This is a genomic window from Paenibacillus sp. JJ1722 (assembly GCF_048282685.1).
In the GTDB taxonomy this organism is placed as follows: Bacteria; Bacillota; Bacilli; order Paenibacillales; family Paenibacillaceae; genus Paenibacillus; species Paenibacillus polymyxa_B.
This window is the reverse complement of sequence record NZ_CP182500.1, coordinates 5,819,714-5,838,689: the sequence shown is the minus strand read 5'-3', so window position 1 is coordinate 5,838,689 and position 18,976 is coordinate 5,819,714. Positions and strand designations below refer to the sequence as shown.

General features: G+C 46.5%; 18 protein-coding genes and 1 pseudogene. 8 read left to right on the top strand and 11 right to left on the bottom strand.

What is annotated here, in order from left to right:
* Positions 1-6: 6 nt before the first annotated feature.
* Positions 7-246, top strand: a pseudogene (locus ACM1ND_RS25980) (IS3 family transposase); the annotation flags it as partial.
* A 272-nt stretch (positions 247-518) separates the two neighbouring features.
* Here ACM1ND_RS25980 and ACM1ND_RS25975 read toward each other — a convergent pair.
* The 3 genes from ACM1ND_RS25975 to ACM1ND_RS25965 form a co-directional block, all read right to left on the bottom strand.
* A complete protein-coding gene (locus tag ACM1ND_RS25975; protein ID WP_418026873.1) occupies positions 519-1,442 on the bottom strand; it encodes a S8 family peptidase in 924 nt (307 codons plus the stop codon).
* 490 nt (positions 1,443-1,932) lie between these two features.
* Positions 1,933-4,101: an alpha-glucuronidase family glycosyl hydrolase gene (locus ACM1ND_RS25970; RefSeq protein ID WP_418026872.1), complete on the bottom strand. Its 2,169-nt coding sequence runs from the start codon at positions 4,099-4,101 to the stop codon at positions 1,933-1,935.
* A gap of 35 nt (positions 4,102-4,136) precedes the next feature.
* Positions 4,137-6,335, bottom strand: a complete 2,199-nt coding sequence (locus ACM1ND_RS25965; RefSeq protein WP_418026871.1) for a glycoside hydrolase family 52 protein — start codon at positions 6,333-6,335, stop codon at positions 4,137-4,139.
* A 166-nt stretch (positions 6,336-6,501) separates the two neighbouring features.
* On the opposite strand from ACM1ND_RS25965, the gene ACM1ND_RS25960 reads away from it, so the two are divergent.
* Together ACM1ND_RS25960 and ACM1ND_RS25955 are read left to right on the top strand one after the other, a co-directional pair.
* Positions 6,502-7,446: an AraC family transcriptional regulator gene (locus tag ACM1ND_RS25960; RefSeq protein WP_069081058.1), complete on the top strand. Its 945-nt coding sequence runs from the start codon at positions 6,502-6,504 to the stop codon at positions 7,444-7,446.
* A 59-nt stretch (positions 7,447-7,505) separates the two neighbouring features.
* On the top strand, positions 7,506-8,213 hold the full coding sequence (locus ACM1ND_RS25955) for an SDR family oxidoreductase (protein WP_069081059.1): 708 nt from the start codon (positions 7,506-7,508) through the stop codon (positions 8,211-8,213).
* A 101-nt stretch (positions 8,214-8,314) separates the two neighbouring features.
* Here ACM1ND_RS25955 and ACM1ND_RS25950 read toward each other — a convergent pair whose 3' ends face one another.
* Complete coding sequence (locus ACM1ND_RS25950; RefSeq protein WP_341056918.1) at positions 8,315-9,493, bottom strand: MFS transporter; 1,179 nt, start codon at positions 9,491-9,493, stop codon at positions 8,315-8,317.
* Between the two features lie 156 nt (positions 9,494-9,649).
* Here ACM1ND_RS25950 and ACM1ND_RS25945 point away from each other — a divergent pair, with 156 nt between their 5' ends.
* A complete protein-coding gene (locus tag ACM1ND_RS25945) occupies positions 9,650-10,093 on the top strand; it encodes an Lrp/AsnC family transcriptional regulator (RefSeq protein WP_069081060.1) in 444 nt (147 codons plus the stop codon).
* Here the strand turns inward: ACM1ND_RS25945 and ACM1ND_RS25940 are convergent.
* Complete coding sequence (locus ACM1ND_RS25940; RefSeq protein ID WP_418026870.1) at positions 10,079-11,260, bottom strand: serine hydrolase domain-containing protein; 1,182 nt, start codon at positions 11,258-11,260, stop codon at positions 10,079-10,081. The two genes, ACM1ND_RS25945 and ACM1ND_RS25940, sit on opposite strands and share 15 nt — an antisense overlap.
* Before the next feature lie 257 nt (positions 11,261-11,517).
* On the opposite strand from ACM1ND_RS25940, the gene ACM1ND_RS25935 reads away from it, so the two are divergent.
* Both ACM1ND_RS25935 and ACM1ND_RS25930 read left to right on the top strand, forming a co-directional pair.
* Positions 11,518-12,021 (top strand): hypothetical protein, encoded by a 504-nt coding sequence (locus ACM1ND_RS25935; RefSeq protein ID WP_418026869.1) that lies wholly within the window; start codon positions 11,518-11,520, stop codon positions 12,019-12,021.
* 484 nt (positions 12,022-12,505) lie between these two features.
* The gene (locus ACM1ND_RS25930) at positions 12,506-12,679 is read left to right on the top strand and encodes a hypothetical protein (protein WP_023990932.1); all 174 of its coding nucleotides are present in this window, start codon (positions 12,506-12,508) and stop codon (positions 12,677-12,679) included.
* A gap of 329 nt (positions 12,680-13,008) precedes the next feature.
* On the opposite strand, the gene ACM1ND_RS25925 is transcribed toward ACM1ND_RS25930, so the two are convergent.
* The 5 genes from ACM1ND_RS25925 to ACM1ND_RS25905 form a co-directional block, all read right to left on the bottom strand.
* On the bottom strand, positions 13,009-13,911 hold the full coding sequence (locus ACM1ND_RS25925; protein WP_069081064.1) for an AraC family transcriptional regulator: 903 nt from the start codon (positions 13,909-13,911) through the stop codon (positions 13,009-13,011).
* Between the two features lie 131 nt (positions 13,912-14,042).
* On the bottom strand, positions 14,043-14,339 hold the full coding sequence (locus ACM1ND_RS25920) for a hypothetical protein (protein WP_071558062.1): 297 nt from the start codon (positions 14,337-14,339) through the stop codon (positions 14,043-14,045).
* A gap of 234 nt (positions 14,340-14,573) precedes the next feature.
* Positions 14,574-14,861: a KGG domain-containing protein gene (locus ACM1ND_RS25915; RefSeq protein ID WP_209940642.1), complete on the bottom strand. Its 288-nt coding sequence runs from the start codon at positions 14,859-14,861 to the stop codon at positions 14,574-14,576.
* 124 nt (positions 14,862-14,985) lie between these two features.
* The gene (locus ACM1ND_RS25910; protein WP_025724094.1) at positions 14,986-15,747 is read right to left on the bottom strand and encodes an ABC transporter permease; all 762 of its coding nucleotides are present in this window, start codon (positions 15,745-15,747) and stop codon (positions 14,986-14,988) included.
* Complete coding sequence (locus ACM1ND_RS25905; protein ID WP_418026868.1) at positions 15,744-16,484, bottom strand: ABC transporter ATP-binding protein; 741 nt, start codon at positions 16,482-16,484, stop codon at positions 15,744-15,746. The genes ACM1ND_RS25910 and ACM1ND_RS25905 overlap by 4 nt, the downstream gene beginning before the upstream one ends.
* Before the next feature lie 243 nt (positions 16,485-16,727).
* Here ACM1ND_RS25905 and ACM1ND_RS25900 point away from each other — a divergent pair, with 243 nt between their 5' ends.
* On the top strand, positions 16,728-17,327 hold the full coding sequence (locus ACM1ND_RS25900; RefSeq protein WP_053326378.1) for a TetR/AcrR family transcriptional regulator: 600 nt from the start codon (positions 16,728-16,730) through the stop codon (positions 17,325-17,327).
* Between the two features lie 100 nt (positions 17,328-17,427).
* Positions 17,428-18,069 (top strand): SDR family oxidoreductase, encoded by a 642-nt coding sequence (locus ACM1ND_RS25895; protein WP_418026867.1) that lies wholly within the window; start codon positions 17,428-17,430, stop codon positions 18,067-18,069.
* A 91-nt stretch (positions 18,070-18,160) separates the two neighbouring features.
* Here the strand turns inward: ACM1ND_RS25895 and ACM1ND_RS25890 are convergent, their stop codons facing one another.
* Positions 18,161-18,835 (bottom strand): SDR family NAD(P)-dependent oxidoreductase, encoded by a 675-nt coding sequence (locus ACM1ND_RS25890; protein WP_023990923.1) that lies wholly within the window; start codon positions 18,833-18,835, stop codon positions 18,161-18,163.
* Positions 18,836-18,976 lie beyond the last annotated feature (141 nt).

Below are 18,976 nucleotides of genomic sequence, written 5' to 3'. Positions count from 1 at the left end.
TAAACTGGGATTGACGTGTCTGAAAAGACTGTAGCCAGGATCATGAAGCAACTGGGTATGAAATCCAGGATCGTGAAGAAATACAAAACGACAACGAATTCCAAACATCAGATGCCCGTCCATGAAAAATACCTGAACCAGCAGTTTTCTGCTCAAACGTCGGGGGAAGTATGGATGATGGATATCCCCTATAGTTCCACCGATGAAGGATGGTGTTACCTGCCCAGCGTCATGGATCGTTTCACAGCATTTTAAAAAAGGAACTCGTGTATTTGGAGCATTTCAAAACGAGAGAGGAATATATAAGTTTTACTTGGAGTTCTACTGCTTGAGGGAGGGAGTTCCTGAAAATGTAAGAAACATACTTTCATAAGACTATTTTACAGAAGTTTTGCGGTGATGAGAGCAACTCATGAACTGATTCTCTTGTATGATTGTAATTATAGCTATATTTCACACTAATCAGGTCATGAGTCGTTTTTTCTTAGCAGGCGATAAGTTTTCAATTTTAGATCAACTTATCCAAAGCTCTTTAACAAATTCAGCATTCCGTTTCCTTCTATAGCTGGATTTCCAAAGAGCAGCGAACTGCTTTTAATTAATTGAGCATAAATTTCTGGTTCAGTAAGATCCCTTTTGAATAGGATTCTGCCTTCTTCGATGATCAATGCTAATGCACCAGCAACGAAAGGGACTGCCATAGAAGTACCACTAAAAGAAGCATATTTATTATTAAGGAATGTGGAATATATGTCTTCACCCGGAGCGACAATGTCCAGTTGTTCGTTTTTGTTGGAAAATTTTGAAATTAATTTTGTTGCTCCGATAGACCCAACTTCTATCACTTCATTGTAAGCACCGGGATATCTATATTCCCGATCACTCTCCCCATTTCCATCATTTCCGGAAGCAGCGACTATAGACAAGCCGTGTCCCACTGCATAGCGGATAGCGTCATGCAGAAGAGGATTGTCTTTTTTGGTACCCAAAGACATTGTCATAATGTTAACTCTTTCTCCGTTGGGCCCTCTCCATAATATTGCGTAGTAAATAGCCTCAATTAAATTATTAATATCTCCATCTCCGTCATTGGTTAACGTTTTTAAAATGAGAATGCTGGCTCGTGGGGCAACTCCAATGTTAAATTTTTTATTGTTAGCTGCAATAATTCCTGCAACATGAGTCCCATGTCCATTGCCATCCTGATAGTTATGCGGATCATTGTCATAGTCTGAAGTGAAATTTCTTCCACCAATGATGTTGTTTTGTAGATCTTCATGCTTCATATCTATTCCGGTATCCAACACAGCAATGACAACATTAGATCCAAAAATATTCCGCTTCCAGAACTGTTCAGCATGAATTATTTCTAAACCCTTGTTTTCTTTGTTTGTAGCAGTTTTAATGTTATAGTTTGGTAATCCTATCGATTGTATTTTCACTCTATCTCACATCCATTCTCTTTTGTTAATTAAGAAAGTGTCAGTGATATTAAAAAATACAACTAAAGTTTTGAAATTAAAAGTCGGTCATTCAAAGAACGTGTAACAGAAGCTCTGACATTGAGGCATGCATTACACTCACCCCCAGAGCACACGTGCTCATTGATAAAACTCAAAGTCAAATAGTCGATGTCCCGTAAGGGCAACTGCTAGGATAATGCTCAATGGATACTAAAAAAGATGACTCCTGATGAATTCAGAAGTCATCTTTTCGAAACCTGAAGAGTCTTGGTCAAAACCGGTCGCCCCTATATGAGATTCAGTTCAGGTAAAACACGGTGTATTTCCAACAACTAATCACTTTTTATCTGATACTTTTAAATCGGATGCTGCTAAGAGTGGGGATGTTATCAGTATCTTTAAGTTATCATTGTTCTATAAAATTTTAATTTCCATGGAAGCCGAGGCAGCTTGCTTAATAGTTGCTTGCTTAATAAATAGGGCGATTCTTCTGGTCGGCAATGCCGCTTTTACGGTAGAAATACGTATTGATCCGATCCCGCCATTCTTTGGCATGCTCTGCCTGATGCTCCAGCCGCTCCAGCACCTGTACATACATGGCAGCATTCAGTTGCCCTCGTAGACTAACCCATGTGTCTCGGAGATGGGCCGCACGTTCTGCACCTTCAAAATGGGTATCATAAATGTGCTGTATGACAGTTTGGCCGGAGTGGAGCAAGTGTGTATAAGGAACATGGTGAAAGAATAAGAGCAGCTCATCCGGGCAGGTGTCCGTAGATTCGTAGATATCAGTATTGGGAGAAAAATATTGTCCTGCATAGCCCGTTCCGGTTGCGGTCGTGCGATCTACCCCGATCCCCCTGCAATCAGCAAAATGGTAGGTGCCCCACATGGAATATTCGTACCCGTCTACATCCGGCCCATAGTGGTGATCGGGACTGACCATCCAGCCGACCCCGAGAGGGGCGGTGTAGGATTCGTAGACATTCCATGAATCGAGCAGCATCTGCTTAAGGGTAGAAATTAAATCTGTGCCGCCGTCGCTATTCCCTTGTCTGCCAAACGTCAGCCGAACCCACTCATCAGCGATTTCGTCTGCGGACAGATCCGGGTCCCATGCCAGCCGACCATAGCCATAAAGATTGGATTGGGCGAGCAAATGTCCGGTCCAATTGGTGTCTGCACCAATATTGGATACAGCGGCTATTCCATAGTTGGTATGCTTGGGAGAATGCAGAGCGCCACTCACGATACGCTTGATGGTGGAGCCTTTTCCTTGGGCGTAGGTGTCAAAATCCAATACTTCCTTCCATTGGGGAACAAGGTAACATAGATGTTTCTGTTGCCCGGTGTACTCTTGCGCAATTTGAAATTCCAGCAGTATCTGAGTGGATTCCAGCGCACCGAACAGGGGGGAGACAGGCTCCCGCACCTGAAAATCCATGGGACCATTTTTGATCTGTAAAATGACATTTTCCCGAAATAATCCATCCAGCGGTTTAAAATGGTCAAAGGCTGCGCAGGCCCGATCCGTCTTGCGATCGCGCCAGTCCTGCTTGCAGTTGTAGACAAAGCAGCGCCAAATCACACGTCCGCCATAGGGCTGCAACGCATCTGCCAGCATATTGGCTCCATCGGCGTGATGGCGCCCGTAGCTGAACGGTCCAGGCCGATTTTCGGAATCGGCTTTGACCACAAAACCACCCAGATCAGGAACGGCGGCGTAAACTTCCTGGGCTTTGGTCTGCCACCATTCAGCTACAGCTGGTTCCAGGGGATCGGCGGTGGTTAACCCACCGAGCTGAATAGGACTGGCATAGTTAATGCTCAAGTAGATCTGTATGCCATAGGCGCGAAATACCGCAGCTACTTTAGCCACATCCGGTAGGAATTTATCTGTAATCAGCTCGGTCTCTACCTGATGGACATTCACGTTGTTAATGGATAGTGCTTGAATGCCTACAGAAGCGAGTAGACGGGCATAGTCTCGCAGGCGCTCCATATTTGTAGTAAAGGCATTATTATCATAGAAAATAGAGCCACCCGCATACCCGCGTTCAATACTACCATCCATGTTATCCCAGTGATTGATCATGCGGATGGAATTAGCAGGGTTGGATAATTGGTCTAGAATGGGGACGTGCACTGATTCGGTGGTGGGCTTCAACTTCCCGTCTAGTCCTCCCTGCAGGTAGCGCAGCAGATGAAAGACTCCGTACAATACGCCTTTGGAGGTCTGCCCCGCGATTGTAACGTACTGTCCCTTGATATCATCGTTACCGTGCGAAGCTGAATATGCCGGATCTGGCATCTCTATCCCGCGAATTCGGTAGCCTTCTGCGCTCACTTCTGCCTGTTCTTTTGCGCTGAATCGTTCTGCGACCAAAGGATGCTCTGGGAACGTACCCAGCGCAATGAATGGCGTATTCACAGGAACGGCGCTGATCTTCGGCTGCTGTCCAAACATAGAGGTCAATCCGTGCTGAAGCTCACTCGCAGCCGATTGAAGCACTTCATCTGTCCCATGGACCACGATGACCCTGCACCAAGCGGGCAGCTTTTCTACCTTACTATTGCGGCGGTAATGCAGCCAAGCCGCATAGCCGCTCTCTTTTGGCATATCCATAAGCTTGCTCATATTGGAGCCTCCTTTTGGGCAGGTGAAGATGATCCTCAGACATGCTGTTCCTGATCCTGACTCATATGCTCAGGGAGAGTCAGACGGTTGCCCTTGCCTTCATACAGCCACAAAATAGCGGTAACTCCGCGCGGATAATATTTACTACCGTGAGCAATACCGGAGAGTATCTGATCGCTCCAGCACCAATAGGATTCTTCAGGGTGAAGGAGCCATGAGGCATGGGCAGCGTCTGCGGCCTGCCCAGCTTCTTCCCAAGGCAGCTCCAGCAACTCGCGGGCAATAAACTGTGACAGATAGATTTTGCTCAGCCAGGAGTTGTTACTGGTCGAGGACAGCTTCCAGCCTCCGTCTTCAAACAGGCAAACTCCCGGTACCAGTACAGTTTCCAAATGACGCCGCAGTGCTTGGATATATCCACCGAACCGTCCATCAGGCTTAAGCGCAGCCTCACATCCTGTAAAATAAGGGAAGATCAGCCCCTCAATGGCAGGAATAATCTGCGAGTCATTGCCCTCCTTAATAACTGCAGGAATATAGCCTTTGTCTGTCATATGTGCTGTGATCGCTGCTGCGCATTTGTCCGCCTGTAAGCCAGCCTCCTGTGAGAGGGAGTTAAGCCCTTTTGAGGCAAATATCTTTTCCAGTGCAACATATACTGCCCAGCATTTGCTGCCTAGATAAATGTTGTTGCGAGACTGACCCAGAGATACGTCCAGACTGTCGTAGGTCGTAATTTCCGCGCCTCCCCGGGTTCTAGAGCTGTCCAAGCCCATCAAGCCGTTTCGTTGTGCCGGGTCGGGGTGATCCCGCCGCAGCATGCTTTCGAAGCAGTCACACAAGACAGGCAGCATACGTGTCGTAAATGACTGATCCTGTGTCTGCTCGATATATACCGTGGCACAGCAAAGCCAGTTCACCAGTTCCTCATGGCTCATGTAAGAGAAGCAGTCGTCAATCCCAGCCAGCTCATAACAGGAGTACCCCTGCCGGGAGAACACGTTTGCGACGCCCATATCATGCGTAAACGTGATACCACCGGTATAGGTCTGTTCCTCTCCTGGAAAGCGTACCTCATCCCGATAGCTGTACCTTTGGACAAACCACTCCAGCTCGTTGCGTACCGTCCATGGATTTAAAATCAATTCATAGTAGAGCTGATCTGCCGTCAAATCGAGTGTATTCATCATCCGATACTCGCCTTCGTTCACAACCCAGATCGGTTCTCCGTCCGCTTGGTGAATAAGCAGTTGGGTACTGCCATAGTAGCTGTGGATCGCCTGAGCGAGCATAAATTCCTGATCCGGGCTCAGGTCGGCCGACTCCATCCAGCGATTAGCCTGAACACAGGCTGCGGTCAGGTCTGAAAAATGCTTCAACGCATAGCTTCCCACGTCTTCAATATCCTTGAACAGCTGGGTATAGTAATACGACGCTTCGATGCCTGTTGTCACAATGCCGCCACGATAGAAGCATATGGCGAAGGAATATGTGCGCTTCTCACCTGCGGGAACGTCCATCAGAAGCGCACCCGTCGCGCCCAGGCCAAAGGATAAATTCTCGGCCATGGTCTCCCCAAGCAGCTTCTCCATTGCAAATCCGCTGGCAGGTACCGCTTCACTGCTGTTGGTCACAATGGCTGTGCTGCGTCCTTGGCCGATGCCTGTAAGTCTTTCTTCTAATTGGGTAGAATCAGTAGCGTCCCTGCGCGGATCTTCTCCTATAATGCGTATGCCGCTATACGGATCACTGCCCTGATATCCGAAAAAAGCTCTTCGCGCTGCAGTCCCCAGTGTGTTATCGACGGTTAGCTCGGCGAATACCGCCGGGACCAACGCTGCCCGCAGCTCATCCATACCCGCGGTTCCCGGCTCGGGCACTGGGCGAACAGGAGAGTACAGCCGGAACGTCAAATCGCCAGCCTGCCATGTATCCGTTCCTGCTTTTAGCTCACGGGTAATGTCTGAATCGGCAAAGGGCATAAGCTGCGGTTCAGTTCGTTTACCCTTTTTCTCCACGTCGTAGCGGGCACTTTCATCATGTGTGGATGTAAAAAAGGGAAGCGCCTCGTATACTCCGCCATCTCTGGATTGCAGCCCGATATATACATTTTCATCGGCAGGCTTGCCCAGCTCCAAACCAAGTCCGCCGCGATTGCCCTTAAACCCAAGCGTAAAGCTGGAAAAAGACCCGATAGGTGCATGCTGTGTGTTATAAAATATATTTTTCGACATATAATGAAACCCCTTTCATGATAAAGTTTAACTTTGAGTAACTTCACTTAGAGCCTAGCATGTCATGTGGTGGGGAACCATTGTCAAATCGCTCAACTATTTATCCAAATCGCGCTGAAAGCGATATACTGGAGTATATCCATGCAAGTAAGCCAGGAGGGAAAACATGTCGACATCACGTTTACCGAAGCGCCCCCATCATCCAGACCTTACAGTTGCCAGAGAGGAATTCTTTTTTCCCGATGTGCGAACCACAGTCAATTTGTTTGCTATTCATACACGAAGTGTCGGAAGAGAGTGGAGCTATCCGCTACACGAGCATCCTCAATATGAGATTAACATCGTGCTTGCGGGAGAACAGATCATGGTTGTGGATGGTCGCAGCTATACCCAGCGACAGGGTGATCTGGTGCTGCTGCGACCGGGGATTGTCCACTCCAGCCATAGTAACGGAGAGGGATTTACGTATTTTTGTATGCATTTCGATATTGATGATAAGCTGTTTCTCTCGCTCCTGAGTCGTCTGGAGCAGGTGCTGTTTCCAGCTGAAGGAACAGTGGCAGGGCAGATGGGACCAGCGCTGGGCAAGTTGCTCGATCTTTCAGCGCCGGAAGACATAGGAGTAGGTAGTGATTCGGTGGCAAAGCGAATGCGGATTCAATCTGCTGTGTTTGAACTGTTCGCAACGTTATGGGAGGCTGTATCCAGTGAAGCGGCCCATCTGCCGGGGCGTGGATATGTGCAGGCAGAGCTTGCCCATCAGATTGCCAGTCGTCTTCAGGGCAGAGTGAATCAGCCTTATGGACAGGCCGGCTCGGTGGAAAAGCAGGATGGGATCGAGGGGATTTCATCCGAGCTAGGTATTAGCGTGTCCCATTGTAATCGTGTATTCCGTAGCGTTTTCGGCGTATCTCCCCGTGTATATCTATCCGGGCTTGTGCTGCATGAGGCCAAGTTGCTGTTGGCTGATCCGCAATGGTCGGTGCAACAAATTGCCGATATGCTCGGCTATGGGGATATTGCGCATTTTAGCAGACAATTCAAGCGCTGGTCGGGCCAATCGCCGACATCCTATCGCAAAAGCACGGTGCAGGAAAGCCTATTCGAATAAAAATAAGTATGTCTTTAAAATAGTTATGATATAATCCTTATAAAGGAGCTGAGAATAATATGAATTTACATAATCAACGTGTCGTCGTGATTGGCGGCAGTGCAGGTATAGGGCTGGCAACAGCCATAGAAGCAGCAAAGCAAGGGGCAAGCATTGTGATCGCTGGGCGTTCCGCAGAAAAACTGGAGCAGGCGAAGAAGGTCATCCCTGCCGAATCGGTGGAAACCTTCCAACTGAATAATCAGATAGAGGAAGAGGTTCAAGCGTTTTTTGAAAAAGTTGGAGCATTCGACCATCTGTTTACACCGGGTGCCAGCTACACGCGTGGTCCGATCACGATAGATACGGAAAAGGCTAAAACCCCGTTCGAAGGGAAATTCTGGCCGCAATATTTTGCTGCCAAGCATGCGGTACCGCATATCTCCAAGGACGGCTCGATCGTCCTTATGTCCGGGGCTTTCAGTCAACGACCGATGGGGTTTGGTGCTACATATGGAGCGGCTAACGGCGCGATTGAAAGTTTGGGCAAGGCGTTGGCAGTAGAATTGGCCCCAGTACGGGTTAATGTCGTATCCCCTGGAACGATCAGGAGAGACGGCCCTGAGGGTGAGCAGCGGGCACAGGCTTTTGAGGAATACAAGGAAGTAACCTTGCTCCGTCGAGTGGGGTATAATGAGGAAATCGCACATACTGTGTTGTATCTGATGACGAACAAGTTTACCACCGGAAGCGTGCTGTTCCCAGATGGCGGTTATACGCTGATCTAATCCGACAGGCAGGAATCAATTTTTAAACAAAAACCGGTTCAACACCATACAAAGTGTTGAACCGGTTTTTTTATGATAACAGGCTTGCCTCTTGCAACTCTTTAGCTTTGCACATCTAACCCTTTATATTTTCGCAAAATACGTGGGTAAATCACTTTAGACCCGATGCATACCATCGCCAGCATGGCGAACAGCAAACCGCTCCACAGCGTCCCATGAATCCCCGCTCTGACCATAAACCACCCCCCTACCAGCGAGCCCAGTGAGACCCCTAGGTTAATAAACGAGATATAAAGACTGTTGGCAAACGCGGGAGCTTCTTTGGCCTCATCAATCACCCAAATCTGGGCGACAATCAGTCCGCTGGTATGAACGGCCCCCCACACGATAATGATGAAGAGCGTAGGGATAAATGAGGAACTGATCCCGTACAACAGCAAATAGGTGCCCCCCAAGGCTACTGGATGAAAAAGAGCGGTGCGTACCTTATGCAAGCCCATGAGCTTGCCAGCCAACAGATTGCCGAGCATTCCGCCGATGCCGAAAATAATAAGCAGAAAGCTGATAACATTGCTGCTCATCCCTGTATTTTGCCCCAAATATTCGGCAGAATAGCTATACACCGAGAACATGGCTGCAAAAATAAAAGTAGCCGCCCCGATATTGAGCCACAGCGATACCTTACGCAAAATGCCAAGCTGCTTCCGATAGGAGGACATTTCGGCTTGTCGTGTATCCGGCAGCATAAATAAAATACCGATCCCTGCAATCCCATTCGCTACCGCAGTAAACCAGAAGGAGGCCTCATATGAAAATTGATTGGCGATATAAGCCGTAATTGGAATACCGAGTACCATTCCCATGCTCGTGCCGAGGAAGGCTTTGGCGGAAGCTTGCGTTGCTTTTTCCGGGGGATACAACGCAGTGGCGGCGACAAAGGCAAGCGAGAAATACACCGGGTGAAACAGAGCCGGAATGATACGTAAAATTACTAGTAGATAAAAGTTGGATGTATAGGCTGACAGCAAGCTTGTTATGGCAAAAACAAACAACGACATTGTCATGATTCGCTTGCGGTTAAACCTGGACATCCATAGCACCATGAAGGGACCGAACAGCGCGATGATCAATGCAAATGAACTGACAAGAAACCCGGCCTGGGCTGCCGTAATATGAAAACGTTCAATGATGACTGGCAAAATGCCAACCACACCGAACTCGATCGTGTATACACCAAATAGGCCAAGCGCAATGAAAAGCAGGGGCTTACTATATTTCATTAGTTTCATTCCTTCTCCACTTCTTCCTGCTTTACGTCCTTGATTTTGCGTGCTAATATTTCATTAAATCATAAAATAATAAGGCGATATTCGGAATAATACATAATAATAATTGTGTTTTTGTAATATCACCTTGGACTTAAGGAGATGGATTTGATGGATCAAGTGGATCATAAAATTTTGTTGTGTCTACAAAACCAGGCGCGTATCTCCATGACCGAGCTGGGTAAGGAGGTTGGGCTTTCCCAGCCTGCCGTAACGGAAAGAGTGCGGCGCATGGAGGATAAAGGTATTATCGCCGGGTATCGTGCCATAGTTTCACATGAGAAAGTTGGAAAGCCGATCATGGCTCACGTGCTCGTGCATACGAATCAATGCAATTCATTTGTTGAGTTTTGCCAATCTGCACCCGAAGTCATTGAATGCCATAGAATCAGCGGTGAGCAAAATTACTTACTGAAAGTCATGGTTGAGTCTATGCTCCAGCTGGAGCAGTTCGGGGATGAGTGTGGAAAGCACGGGCACTCTACCACGTTAATTGTCCTGTCCTCGCCTGTAGACCATAAACATGTAACCCCCACTTTATTAGACCCTATTTGAGCTACCGTAAATGGCTTGGCAAAGCTCAGTTGTAAACGGACCTGACATCCCTTCGAATGCTGTATTGGTAAAGGCGACCACACTAAGTCTTAGTGTGGGATCAACGAACCACGAATGGCCGTAAGCTCCTCCGAGTCGCCACGTTCCGGGTGATTCTGCTGTTCCACTTTCGTCGGGATTTTGGAGTACGGTGAATCCTAGTCCAAAGCCCCGCCCCGGCCAGCCTGCCAAGGGAAGGTTCCCGGTCTGGATGGTGCCCATTTCACGGACCCATTCCTCTGAAAGTAACGGATTGCCGCCGTTTCGCAGTGTTTCCAGCAGCCGCAAGAAATCTTTTGCGCTGCCAATCATACCCGAGCCACCAGAGTGGAAAGCCGTGGAATCAAAGGCTCGTGCAGGCTGAAAACGAAGTCCTGCGGTGCCTTCAAAAACCTGCGCAACCTCAAGCTCACGCATCCGCCGGGGTTCTGATATATCGTTGACATAAGGAGCCGCAAGCCGTCCAGCATCCGCGACCGTGAAACTGGTGTCGTGCATACCGAGAGGTTCTGTAACGAGCTTTTTAACAGCTGCATCAAGGGTTGTGCCACATACACGGCTAATGATCGCGCCTAGCACATCAGTAGCAATCGAATATCCCCATGCTTTACCCGGTGCATATAACAGAGGCACAGAAGCCAAACGTTGCAAGTTCTCTTCCAGCGTAAGATTTGAAAAATCCATGCCATCTGATACGCCTGCACGATGATAGGGACCGCCGCCTTCTTCCTCTAAAAAGCCATAGGTCAACCCGGCAGTATGTGTCAGCAATTGGCGTACTGTAATGGAGGGCTGCTCACCACTGATTAATCGGGGGCGAAAGTCGGGCAACCAGCGTTCAATAGATTCATCGAGCTTAATCAATCCTTGGGCTGCCAAAACCAAAGCCGCAGTCGATACAATCGGTTTGGATACAGAAGAAAGCCGAAATAAAGCATCCTCATGCATAAGACGTTGTTCTTCTCGATCAGCCAGCCCCGCCGCTCGGACATACACGGGTGAACCATCCATATATATCATGACGACTGCGCCGACCAGGCGCTTCTCGGCAAGGGTTTGATCTATAACTGCATTTACACGTCCGTCCAGACCAGCTTGTATCGCAAAAACTCTATTATCCAAACTCATAAATATCTCATCCTCTCTATGATCCAGCGGTTATCGCTTGATGGAACTTAGTTTACAGGATGGGAAGGCGACATTACATAAGGTAACAAAGGTGTTCAGTGAGTATTAACGTTAAAATAAAATTATATTAAAAGAATGGCTTTGGATTTAAATGAATGGGGTTTTACAAAAAGTTATACCGCGTTTTACAGTGGCTTTTTAAGTTGAGATACGTTGAAAATAGGTGGTAAAATTTACAACAAAGGGGGTTTTATTTATTGAGGCTTGTATCGCGTAATAAGTTGGCTTGCTTGGTTGTCCTCGGAGGGATTTTGACTGTAATTGCTACAGGTTTTGGAGGGGATAAGGAACCTTATAAACTTCCCGATAAGCCCAAAGAGGCTGCTGTCTCGACATTTTCAGAATATATGAACGCTTCTATGAGTCGCGATTACGATAAGATGCTTTCACTGTCTGATGATTATCGCTTTAAAACAGAACAGGCACGGCTTAACTTTCTAAAAGCTCAGGGAACACCGATTGATTATCGTATCGTGTCTGTGGATGATTCTAACCCTTCCAAGATTGTTGTTTCGTCGGTAACGAAGTATGAGGATATGGAGTTACCTTCCATTAAACATGTTCTTGCTTTTGAGGAAGGAAAGTACAAGCTACAAATGAGAAATGTTGTGATCAATATGATTCCTTCATCACCTGACTACAGAACGATCGAGTACGAGCCTGAGAAGGTAGACAATATTTTGGAAGATAATTTCAAGTGATTTTAATTTTTCAATTTTCTAATCATACGGTCCAAAGCGTATCCAATGAGATACCAGAAAACTAGTGTAGTGAAGTAAACAATGGCTATGGGGATGTCTGCCTCTCGCACAAATCGAAATGATTCATACATCCAAACCAACGGACTAATAATAGCTAATAGTATATTATAGTCGTCGCACCTCGTAATATTTACAGTAATAACTAGACATGAGATTAGGACCAGCCAAAAACGAAAAGATTTCATTGCCTATACCTCCGCAAGAGTATTTGTTGTTATAGACGAATAAAAAAGCTGAAAGTAGCATTTATTCCAAATTTATTTATTAAAATGTATTAAAAAGAACGATATTTCGAACCTATTTACTTGTCACGATTTTTAGACGTACGGTATTCGTGTGGTTTTGAGTGACGCTGGATTCTTTCAGACTTTTCGATTTGTGATATACTCTCGATATATGAATTGTATGGGATGGTGATGACTGAATGAATCGTACACACGACCTAGGCAAGCTAATCAAACTAACTGGAGATAGAGCAAAACTGGACGCTAAAGCAAATGGCACATATATTGTCTACAAAACGCCGGATGGTCAATTTGTTAAAGAGTACAGTAATGGTCAAGTCGAACGAATTAAAGAACAGGATATTTTATCATGAGTGAGCCGTCAGCAGCTCAGATGGCGTGATTGTATTGGAATCAGATAGTGAAACGATAAAACACCATGTGGCGTTGTTACCGGATTGGGTTAAAATCATTGATAGTTACTTACAAAATAAAAATACTGATCAAGAATAAACCGACAACTGTATGATTCAGTGATCGGTTTATTCTATATTTACATCGTATTGTGTCCACAATGTCAATTCGATGTGTATTGCACCTCAAAATGGGACCCGTTAGTAATAGACTGTTATTATTTTTCAATAGACTTTAGCAAGACGATGAACAGCATCTGATCGTAGCGGCTTCTTCGGATTCTTTTTCTCTACACTTTTTTCACTGGACGTAACACTGCGTAGCCGTATCCTTCTGGGAAATGTCGCTGATAATCCTGCTTCGTTTCCTCATCCCATTCATACCCCAGGCTGCTAGGGTCAAAGTTCCAAGCCTTCTCCTCCACCATTCTCATAACGTCTCCATTGTTTTTTAAATAATTAAAGGGCGGGTGAAAAAACACCAGGTAATCTGATTCGGGGATGTCCCGGCACTTCATTCCTGCGGGAATCTCTCCGGCATAGTCAGCGGCGACCGGTATTCCATAGAGATAGCCCTTCTGACCATCCTGATAGAACCAGCCCGCAGTTTGGCCCAATTGTTCGGGAAGCTTGAGATGAGACATGCTTTCCAATGTTCCGCAAATTTCATCACAATTGTGACCGTTTCTCCAGAAATCACCGTAGTTTCGTGAAGAAGTATCCCAAATTCCAATAAATTTGTGTGCTGGTATACGCTCGATTTTGACTTCAGCTTCTTGCAAATGATCCTTAACCATCTTATCCCGCTCCTTCAAATGGTAATGATAAGGAGAGAACACCTCAACGCGAATGGCCAACGGGATAGGTCGGGGCTCCTTCTGGTATACAGCCGGAGTTACCTCAAACGCTTTTACAAATGCCCGTGTAAAAGCCTCCTGTGAAGAAAACCCATACTTTACTGCAACATCGAGGATGCGGACATTGCTATCCCGGAGTTCCAGTGCAGCACGGCTAATCCGGCGCATCCACACATAATCCCTTAACGTCATTCCTGTAAGAGAATGAAACTGTTTTGTACAGTAGTAAGGGGAGTAGCCTAACTGATTGGACATTCTCAACAACGAAGGTGCTGAAGTAAGATTATTATCAATCCAATCGATCATGAGCTGGACCATTTCGTTCCATTCGTACACGAGGGTTCCCTCCTTTCGACTCCATCTTAACAGCCGGAATACAGGAATATTTGACTTGAGTTGCATGCACTCTTTTGTATTCATGAAGCTTTAGTCAAGGGCTATGTTAGTCCTTGTTGTCTTGTTCTATTTTACTCCTCTACATAACGGATATATGGGCGTTGAAGGTACCTTTGATCAGACACGAAATAATATTGTTTGCCTATAACCAGAGGAGGGATCACAGACTTTGAGGAAATATATAATTCTTTATATTCACTTCCGTTAGAAGCATCTCTCTGTATGACCAAGTAATCATCTGTAGTTTTAACTAATTTAGCGGTTTCTGCTGAGTGATGACCTGAATAATAATAAATCCAGCTGAAAATCAGTGAAAAAAATATAATTCTTAAAATAGTTGCAGCCGTTTTATTCTTTGTAATCAACATTCGCGCAAACCTCCTATAATCCATTCTTTCATTTTATGTATGATTGGTTAATTAACCTGTTTATGTATATTGTAAGGTGTATGATCGGTTGACGAAAGTAACTTTCACACAAAAAGCCTATCTGCCAAAACAACGGCAGATAGGCTTTTATAACATAAACGTCCACTATACTTCGTGTTTATACGCAGTCTGTGCCTCTACATTACAATTGCACCGACCACATATTCCCTATTATCAGTTATCCCTACGCTGACGTGCGCGGGCTTCGCCGCCTTTACGGCCAGCTTCTTCCCTGCTCATTTTCCCGTCGCTATCACTCTGGTCTGAATTGCCACGGGCTTCACCGCCCTTGCGTCCGATTTCTTGATAGAAGTCCTTGCCATGATTTTTGGAAGTGGCTTCGCCACCTTTTTCGCCAATCTCCTGATAAAATTCTTTGTCGTGATTTTTAGCAGTAGCTTCTCCACCTAAACGTCCTGCTTCTTCGCGACTCAGTTTGCCATTTTGGTTGTTGTTAGCCATGTTCAATCACTCCTCATCGAATTTTAGTAAAGCGTGTTCGTGTATCTATTAACCTTCATGTCAGGAATTAAACATGTCTACTTTTTTATAGAAGCTGGTAAATAGCTGGATATATCCGCCTCGATCAGCGTTCCCATGCTTCTGTGTTCAATTGTTGCTGGCGGGTAAATAATGCCGGATAAATGAACAAGCTGAGCAGCACGCTGGTCAAAATAGCAGAGGTCATGGTAGTAAATACGATTAGCAATTGCAAACGCACGGCGGCAATCGGATTGGCACCTGCGATGATTTGTCCGGTCATCATGCCGGGAAGCTGGACAAGCCCCAGCGTTTTCTGCCCCTCAATGGTTGGAATCATACTGGAACGTATGCAATCCTTGAGTATAGGGAAGATGGCTTGTCTAGGCGTGCCGCCTAGCGCCAGAATGAGCATGATTTCAGGCTTGCGCAGCAGAACTTCCGACTTGAGCCGGGACACCAGCAGGCTGGACAAAATCATGGAGCTGCCAATGATCATGCCGCTAATCGGAATCATATATCGGGCTGTCGCCGGAATAATATGCAGGCCAATCAGGAACGCCTGCGTAACGATTTCCACACACAGCAGCGTCAGGAATGACTTCCACATGAGACCGGGGATAAATCGTCCTTTGCGCGCAACATTTTGTGAGGCTACGGTAATCATGAGCAGAATGAATAATACGATAAATCCGTAGCTTTGCATCCCAAAAATCAAATGCAATACATATCCAATCGCCAGCAGTTGAACCGATGCTCTGATCGTAGCGATGATAATGTCTCGGTCCAGACCGAGTTTGAAGGATTTGGACATGACGATGGCGATAAATACAAAACCGAGAGAGAGAATCAAGGCAACAATCGTCATACCCATTCTCCTGCTACAAACCTGCGGGTCTCACTATGCTGTGGAGTATTAAAAAATGTCTCCGTATCCGCTTGTTCTACCAGTCTTCCGTCGATCATCAGCCATGTCTCGTGGCCTACCCTGCGGGCTTGTTCCATATGATGCGTAATCCAGATCATCGTTGTTCCCTCTTCTTTGTTCATTTGCAGCAGCAGTTCCTCAACCTCTTTGACCGAGGAGGGGTCCAGTGCAGAAGTAATCTCATCCAGCAGTAAAATATCCGGGCGGTTCGCGAGCGTCCGCGCCAAGGCCAAGCGCTGTCTTTGTCCACCGGACAGTTCCTGCGCCTTTTGTTCCAACAGATCGTGGGTGAGTCCTACGCGTTCCAACAGGCCGGCAGGATCATCCAGCACTGTACCGTGCAGCCGTTCTACGGTTTGGAGATTGTACAGGACAGTTCCCTGAAGCATGGGGGCATCCTGAAAAACCAATGCTACTCTCCGTCTTAGTTCAGGGATCTCCCACTCCGATATCGGTTTGCCGAGGACACGGATGTCCCCTTCATCCGGTGTCATTAGGAGGTTGCACAGTGAAAGCAACGTGCTTTTACCAGACCCCGATGGACCGACCAACGTGGTGATTTTGCCGGGGGAAACTTTTGCCGTAATCCCGTTCAGAACAGCACGTTGCTGTCCAGACCCGGCGAAATATTTGATAATGTGATTGAATTCAATAGCTGGAAGTGGCTTGGATTCCATAGATATAGCTAGCTCCTTTGTAGGGGATCGAGAAAGGGATCAGATCCGTTCTATGATCTTATTTTTTTATTATATCAGTAATCACTGCTATGCTCTTCTATAAAGGTTCAATGCAGGCCGGCTGTTGTAAACGGCATCTTCTTTGTATAAACTAACAGGATTAGTTAAAATAGAATCTGGATCAATTCTGTATAGGTATAAGGAACCGGATTACATAGAAATTCGATGAAAGGAGACAGGATGATGTCACCTAGAAACGGAGTAAAGTTGCAAGATATCCTGCGGGCTGCCGAGGACATTGCCAATGAACAAGGGATGGGGGATGTCACGCTCACCACGCTGGCTCAAAAACTCCACATTCGCCCTCCGTCCTTGTATAACCACGTGAACGGATTGAACGGACTGCGCCAAGTACTGGCATTGCACAGCCTCGAACAGTTGGAGGAAGCTTTGATGAGCGCAGCGGTGGGTAGAGCGGGCGAAGATGCGCTGACCGCTATGGGGAAGGCGTATATGCGGTATGCTCGGGAGCGACCCGGTTTGTATGAAGCGATGCTGTATGCAACAGATCGAAATGATACCGAAATGAGGCAGGCTGCGGATCGCGTGGCCGAGCTGGTCATTACCGTCCTGTCCAGTGGTTATGGCTTCAAGGAAGAAGATTGCATTCATGCAGCGAGGGGATTCCGTAGTCTGCTTCATGGATTCGCCTCGCTTGAACAAAAGGGCGGCTTTGGTTTACCTGTGGAGGTGGACCGGAGTATTGAGGTGATGATGGCTACCTTTTTGGCAGGTCTGCGTGTGCGGCAAAAGCGAGATGTCGAGCTTACCAAAGAAGTCTGATTTCAACCTGATGCAGCTAACATGATTGCGTCGCAGACCCGAAGGGTAGAATACATCTGTATAATGTAGATGAGAGACTGCGAATACAGGAGGGGTATGAGTGAACGTACTGGTGATTGGTGCAAATGGAAAAGTAGGCAGACATCTTATCCGTCTATTGGGGCAAAATGAATCGCATCGCGTAAAGGCGTTGATCCGAAATTCGGATCAGGCCGAAGCGCTTGAACGTTTGGGAGCAGAAACGGTGGTAGCTGACCTCGAAGGGGCGGTTGGCGAAATTGCCGCAGCTATAAAAGGCAGCGATGCTGTCGTATTTACAGCAGGCTCCGGTGGGAAAACAGGTGCAGATAAAACGCTGCTTATCGACCTGGATGGAGCGGTCAAGGCGATGGAAGCCGCCGAACAAGCAGGTATCCAACGCTTCGTTATGGTCAGCGCCCTACATGCAGAGAATCGAAAGAAGTGGCCCGAATCCATTAAACCGTATTATGTGGCGAAGCATTACGCTGACCGCCTGTTGGAAGCGAGCAACCTAAACTACACGATTCTTCGCCCGGGTGGCCTGACGGATGATGTGGGCGCCGGCAAAGTTGCTACCGGTGAGGAGCTCACCAGCCAGACCATTTCCCGTGAAGATGTGGCGGCAGCGGTGGTAGCAGCGCTGGAGGAACAGCAGACGTATCATCGTGCAATTAATCTGGTGTCTGGCAGTACGCCTATTGCTGAGGCAATCAGGCTGTAATTACGGATGAAGTTGTTGCACAGAGGACGCTTATAAATGACAAAAAAGCGAGAAGACGGCCATCCATGGTCATCTTCTCGCTTTAATAATTTTACAGCTTGGTTGGATCAATTCCTTTTGGGAATGTTTCTTCAAAGCTATGCTTTTTCTCGTATAAGTTGTACCAAGCTTCTGCGATGATATCTGGATCTCCTGCCGTACCAGCTTGTATGAAAGTGCCGATTGAAAGGTGTCCTACAAAAACTCCTTTTTCTTTCAGTTCATTATGCAGGTTAGTCGCATAGTTTCGAAGGCCGGACATCACGATACCACCATTCCCAAGACTGGGCAAAGGGAACATGGCAGATATGCCCGTTGTAAATAGAATCGCGCCTGAACCATTGCTGATCATGTCAGGCAATACTTCATTGACGGATAGAACTGCAGGAAGCACAATGCTGTTGACTTGTTCCAAGACGCTTGCGGGCGTTGTTTCTAAAATATCTGTGAAATTACTCCATCCTGCATAAGGACTGAATTCGAGTACATCAATACTGCCTAAGTCTTTTTTAGCAGCCAGTAAGGCTTGTTTTAAAGCGTTCAAATCCGTAATATCCGCGACATAAGAGCGCGCTACAATATTCAGGCTTTTTAGTTCATTTGTGATGATTTCCAATTTTTCTGTATTACGAGAAACTAAAGCTACCTTAAACCCTTGCGCCCCGAATTTTTTCGCGATAGATAAACCTAACCCGAGTCCTGCACCAATTATTGCAATAGTTTTCATCTTATATGAACTCCTTATTTGTGGTATATTTTAAAGCAACATATGTTGTTTTAGTAAGTATAAGCCCGCTTAATATATGGAACAACCAACAATTAAATGAGAATGTTGTTATAGAAACAAAAATTGAAATGTGCCAAATAA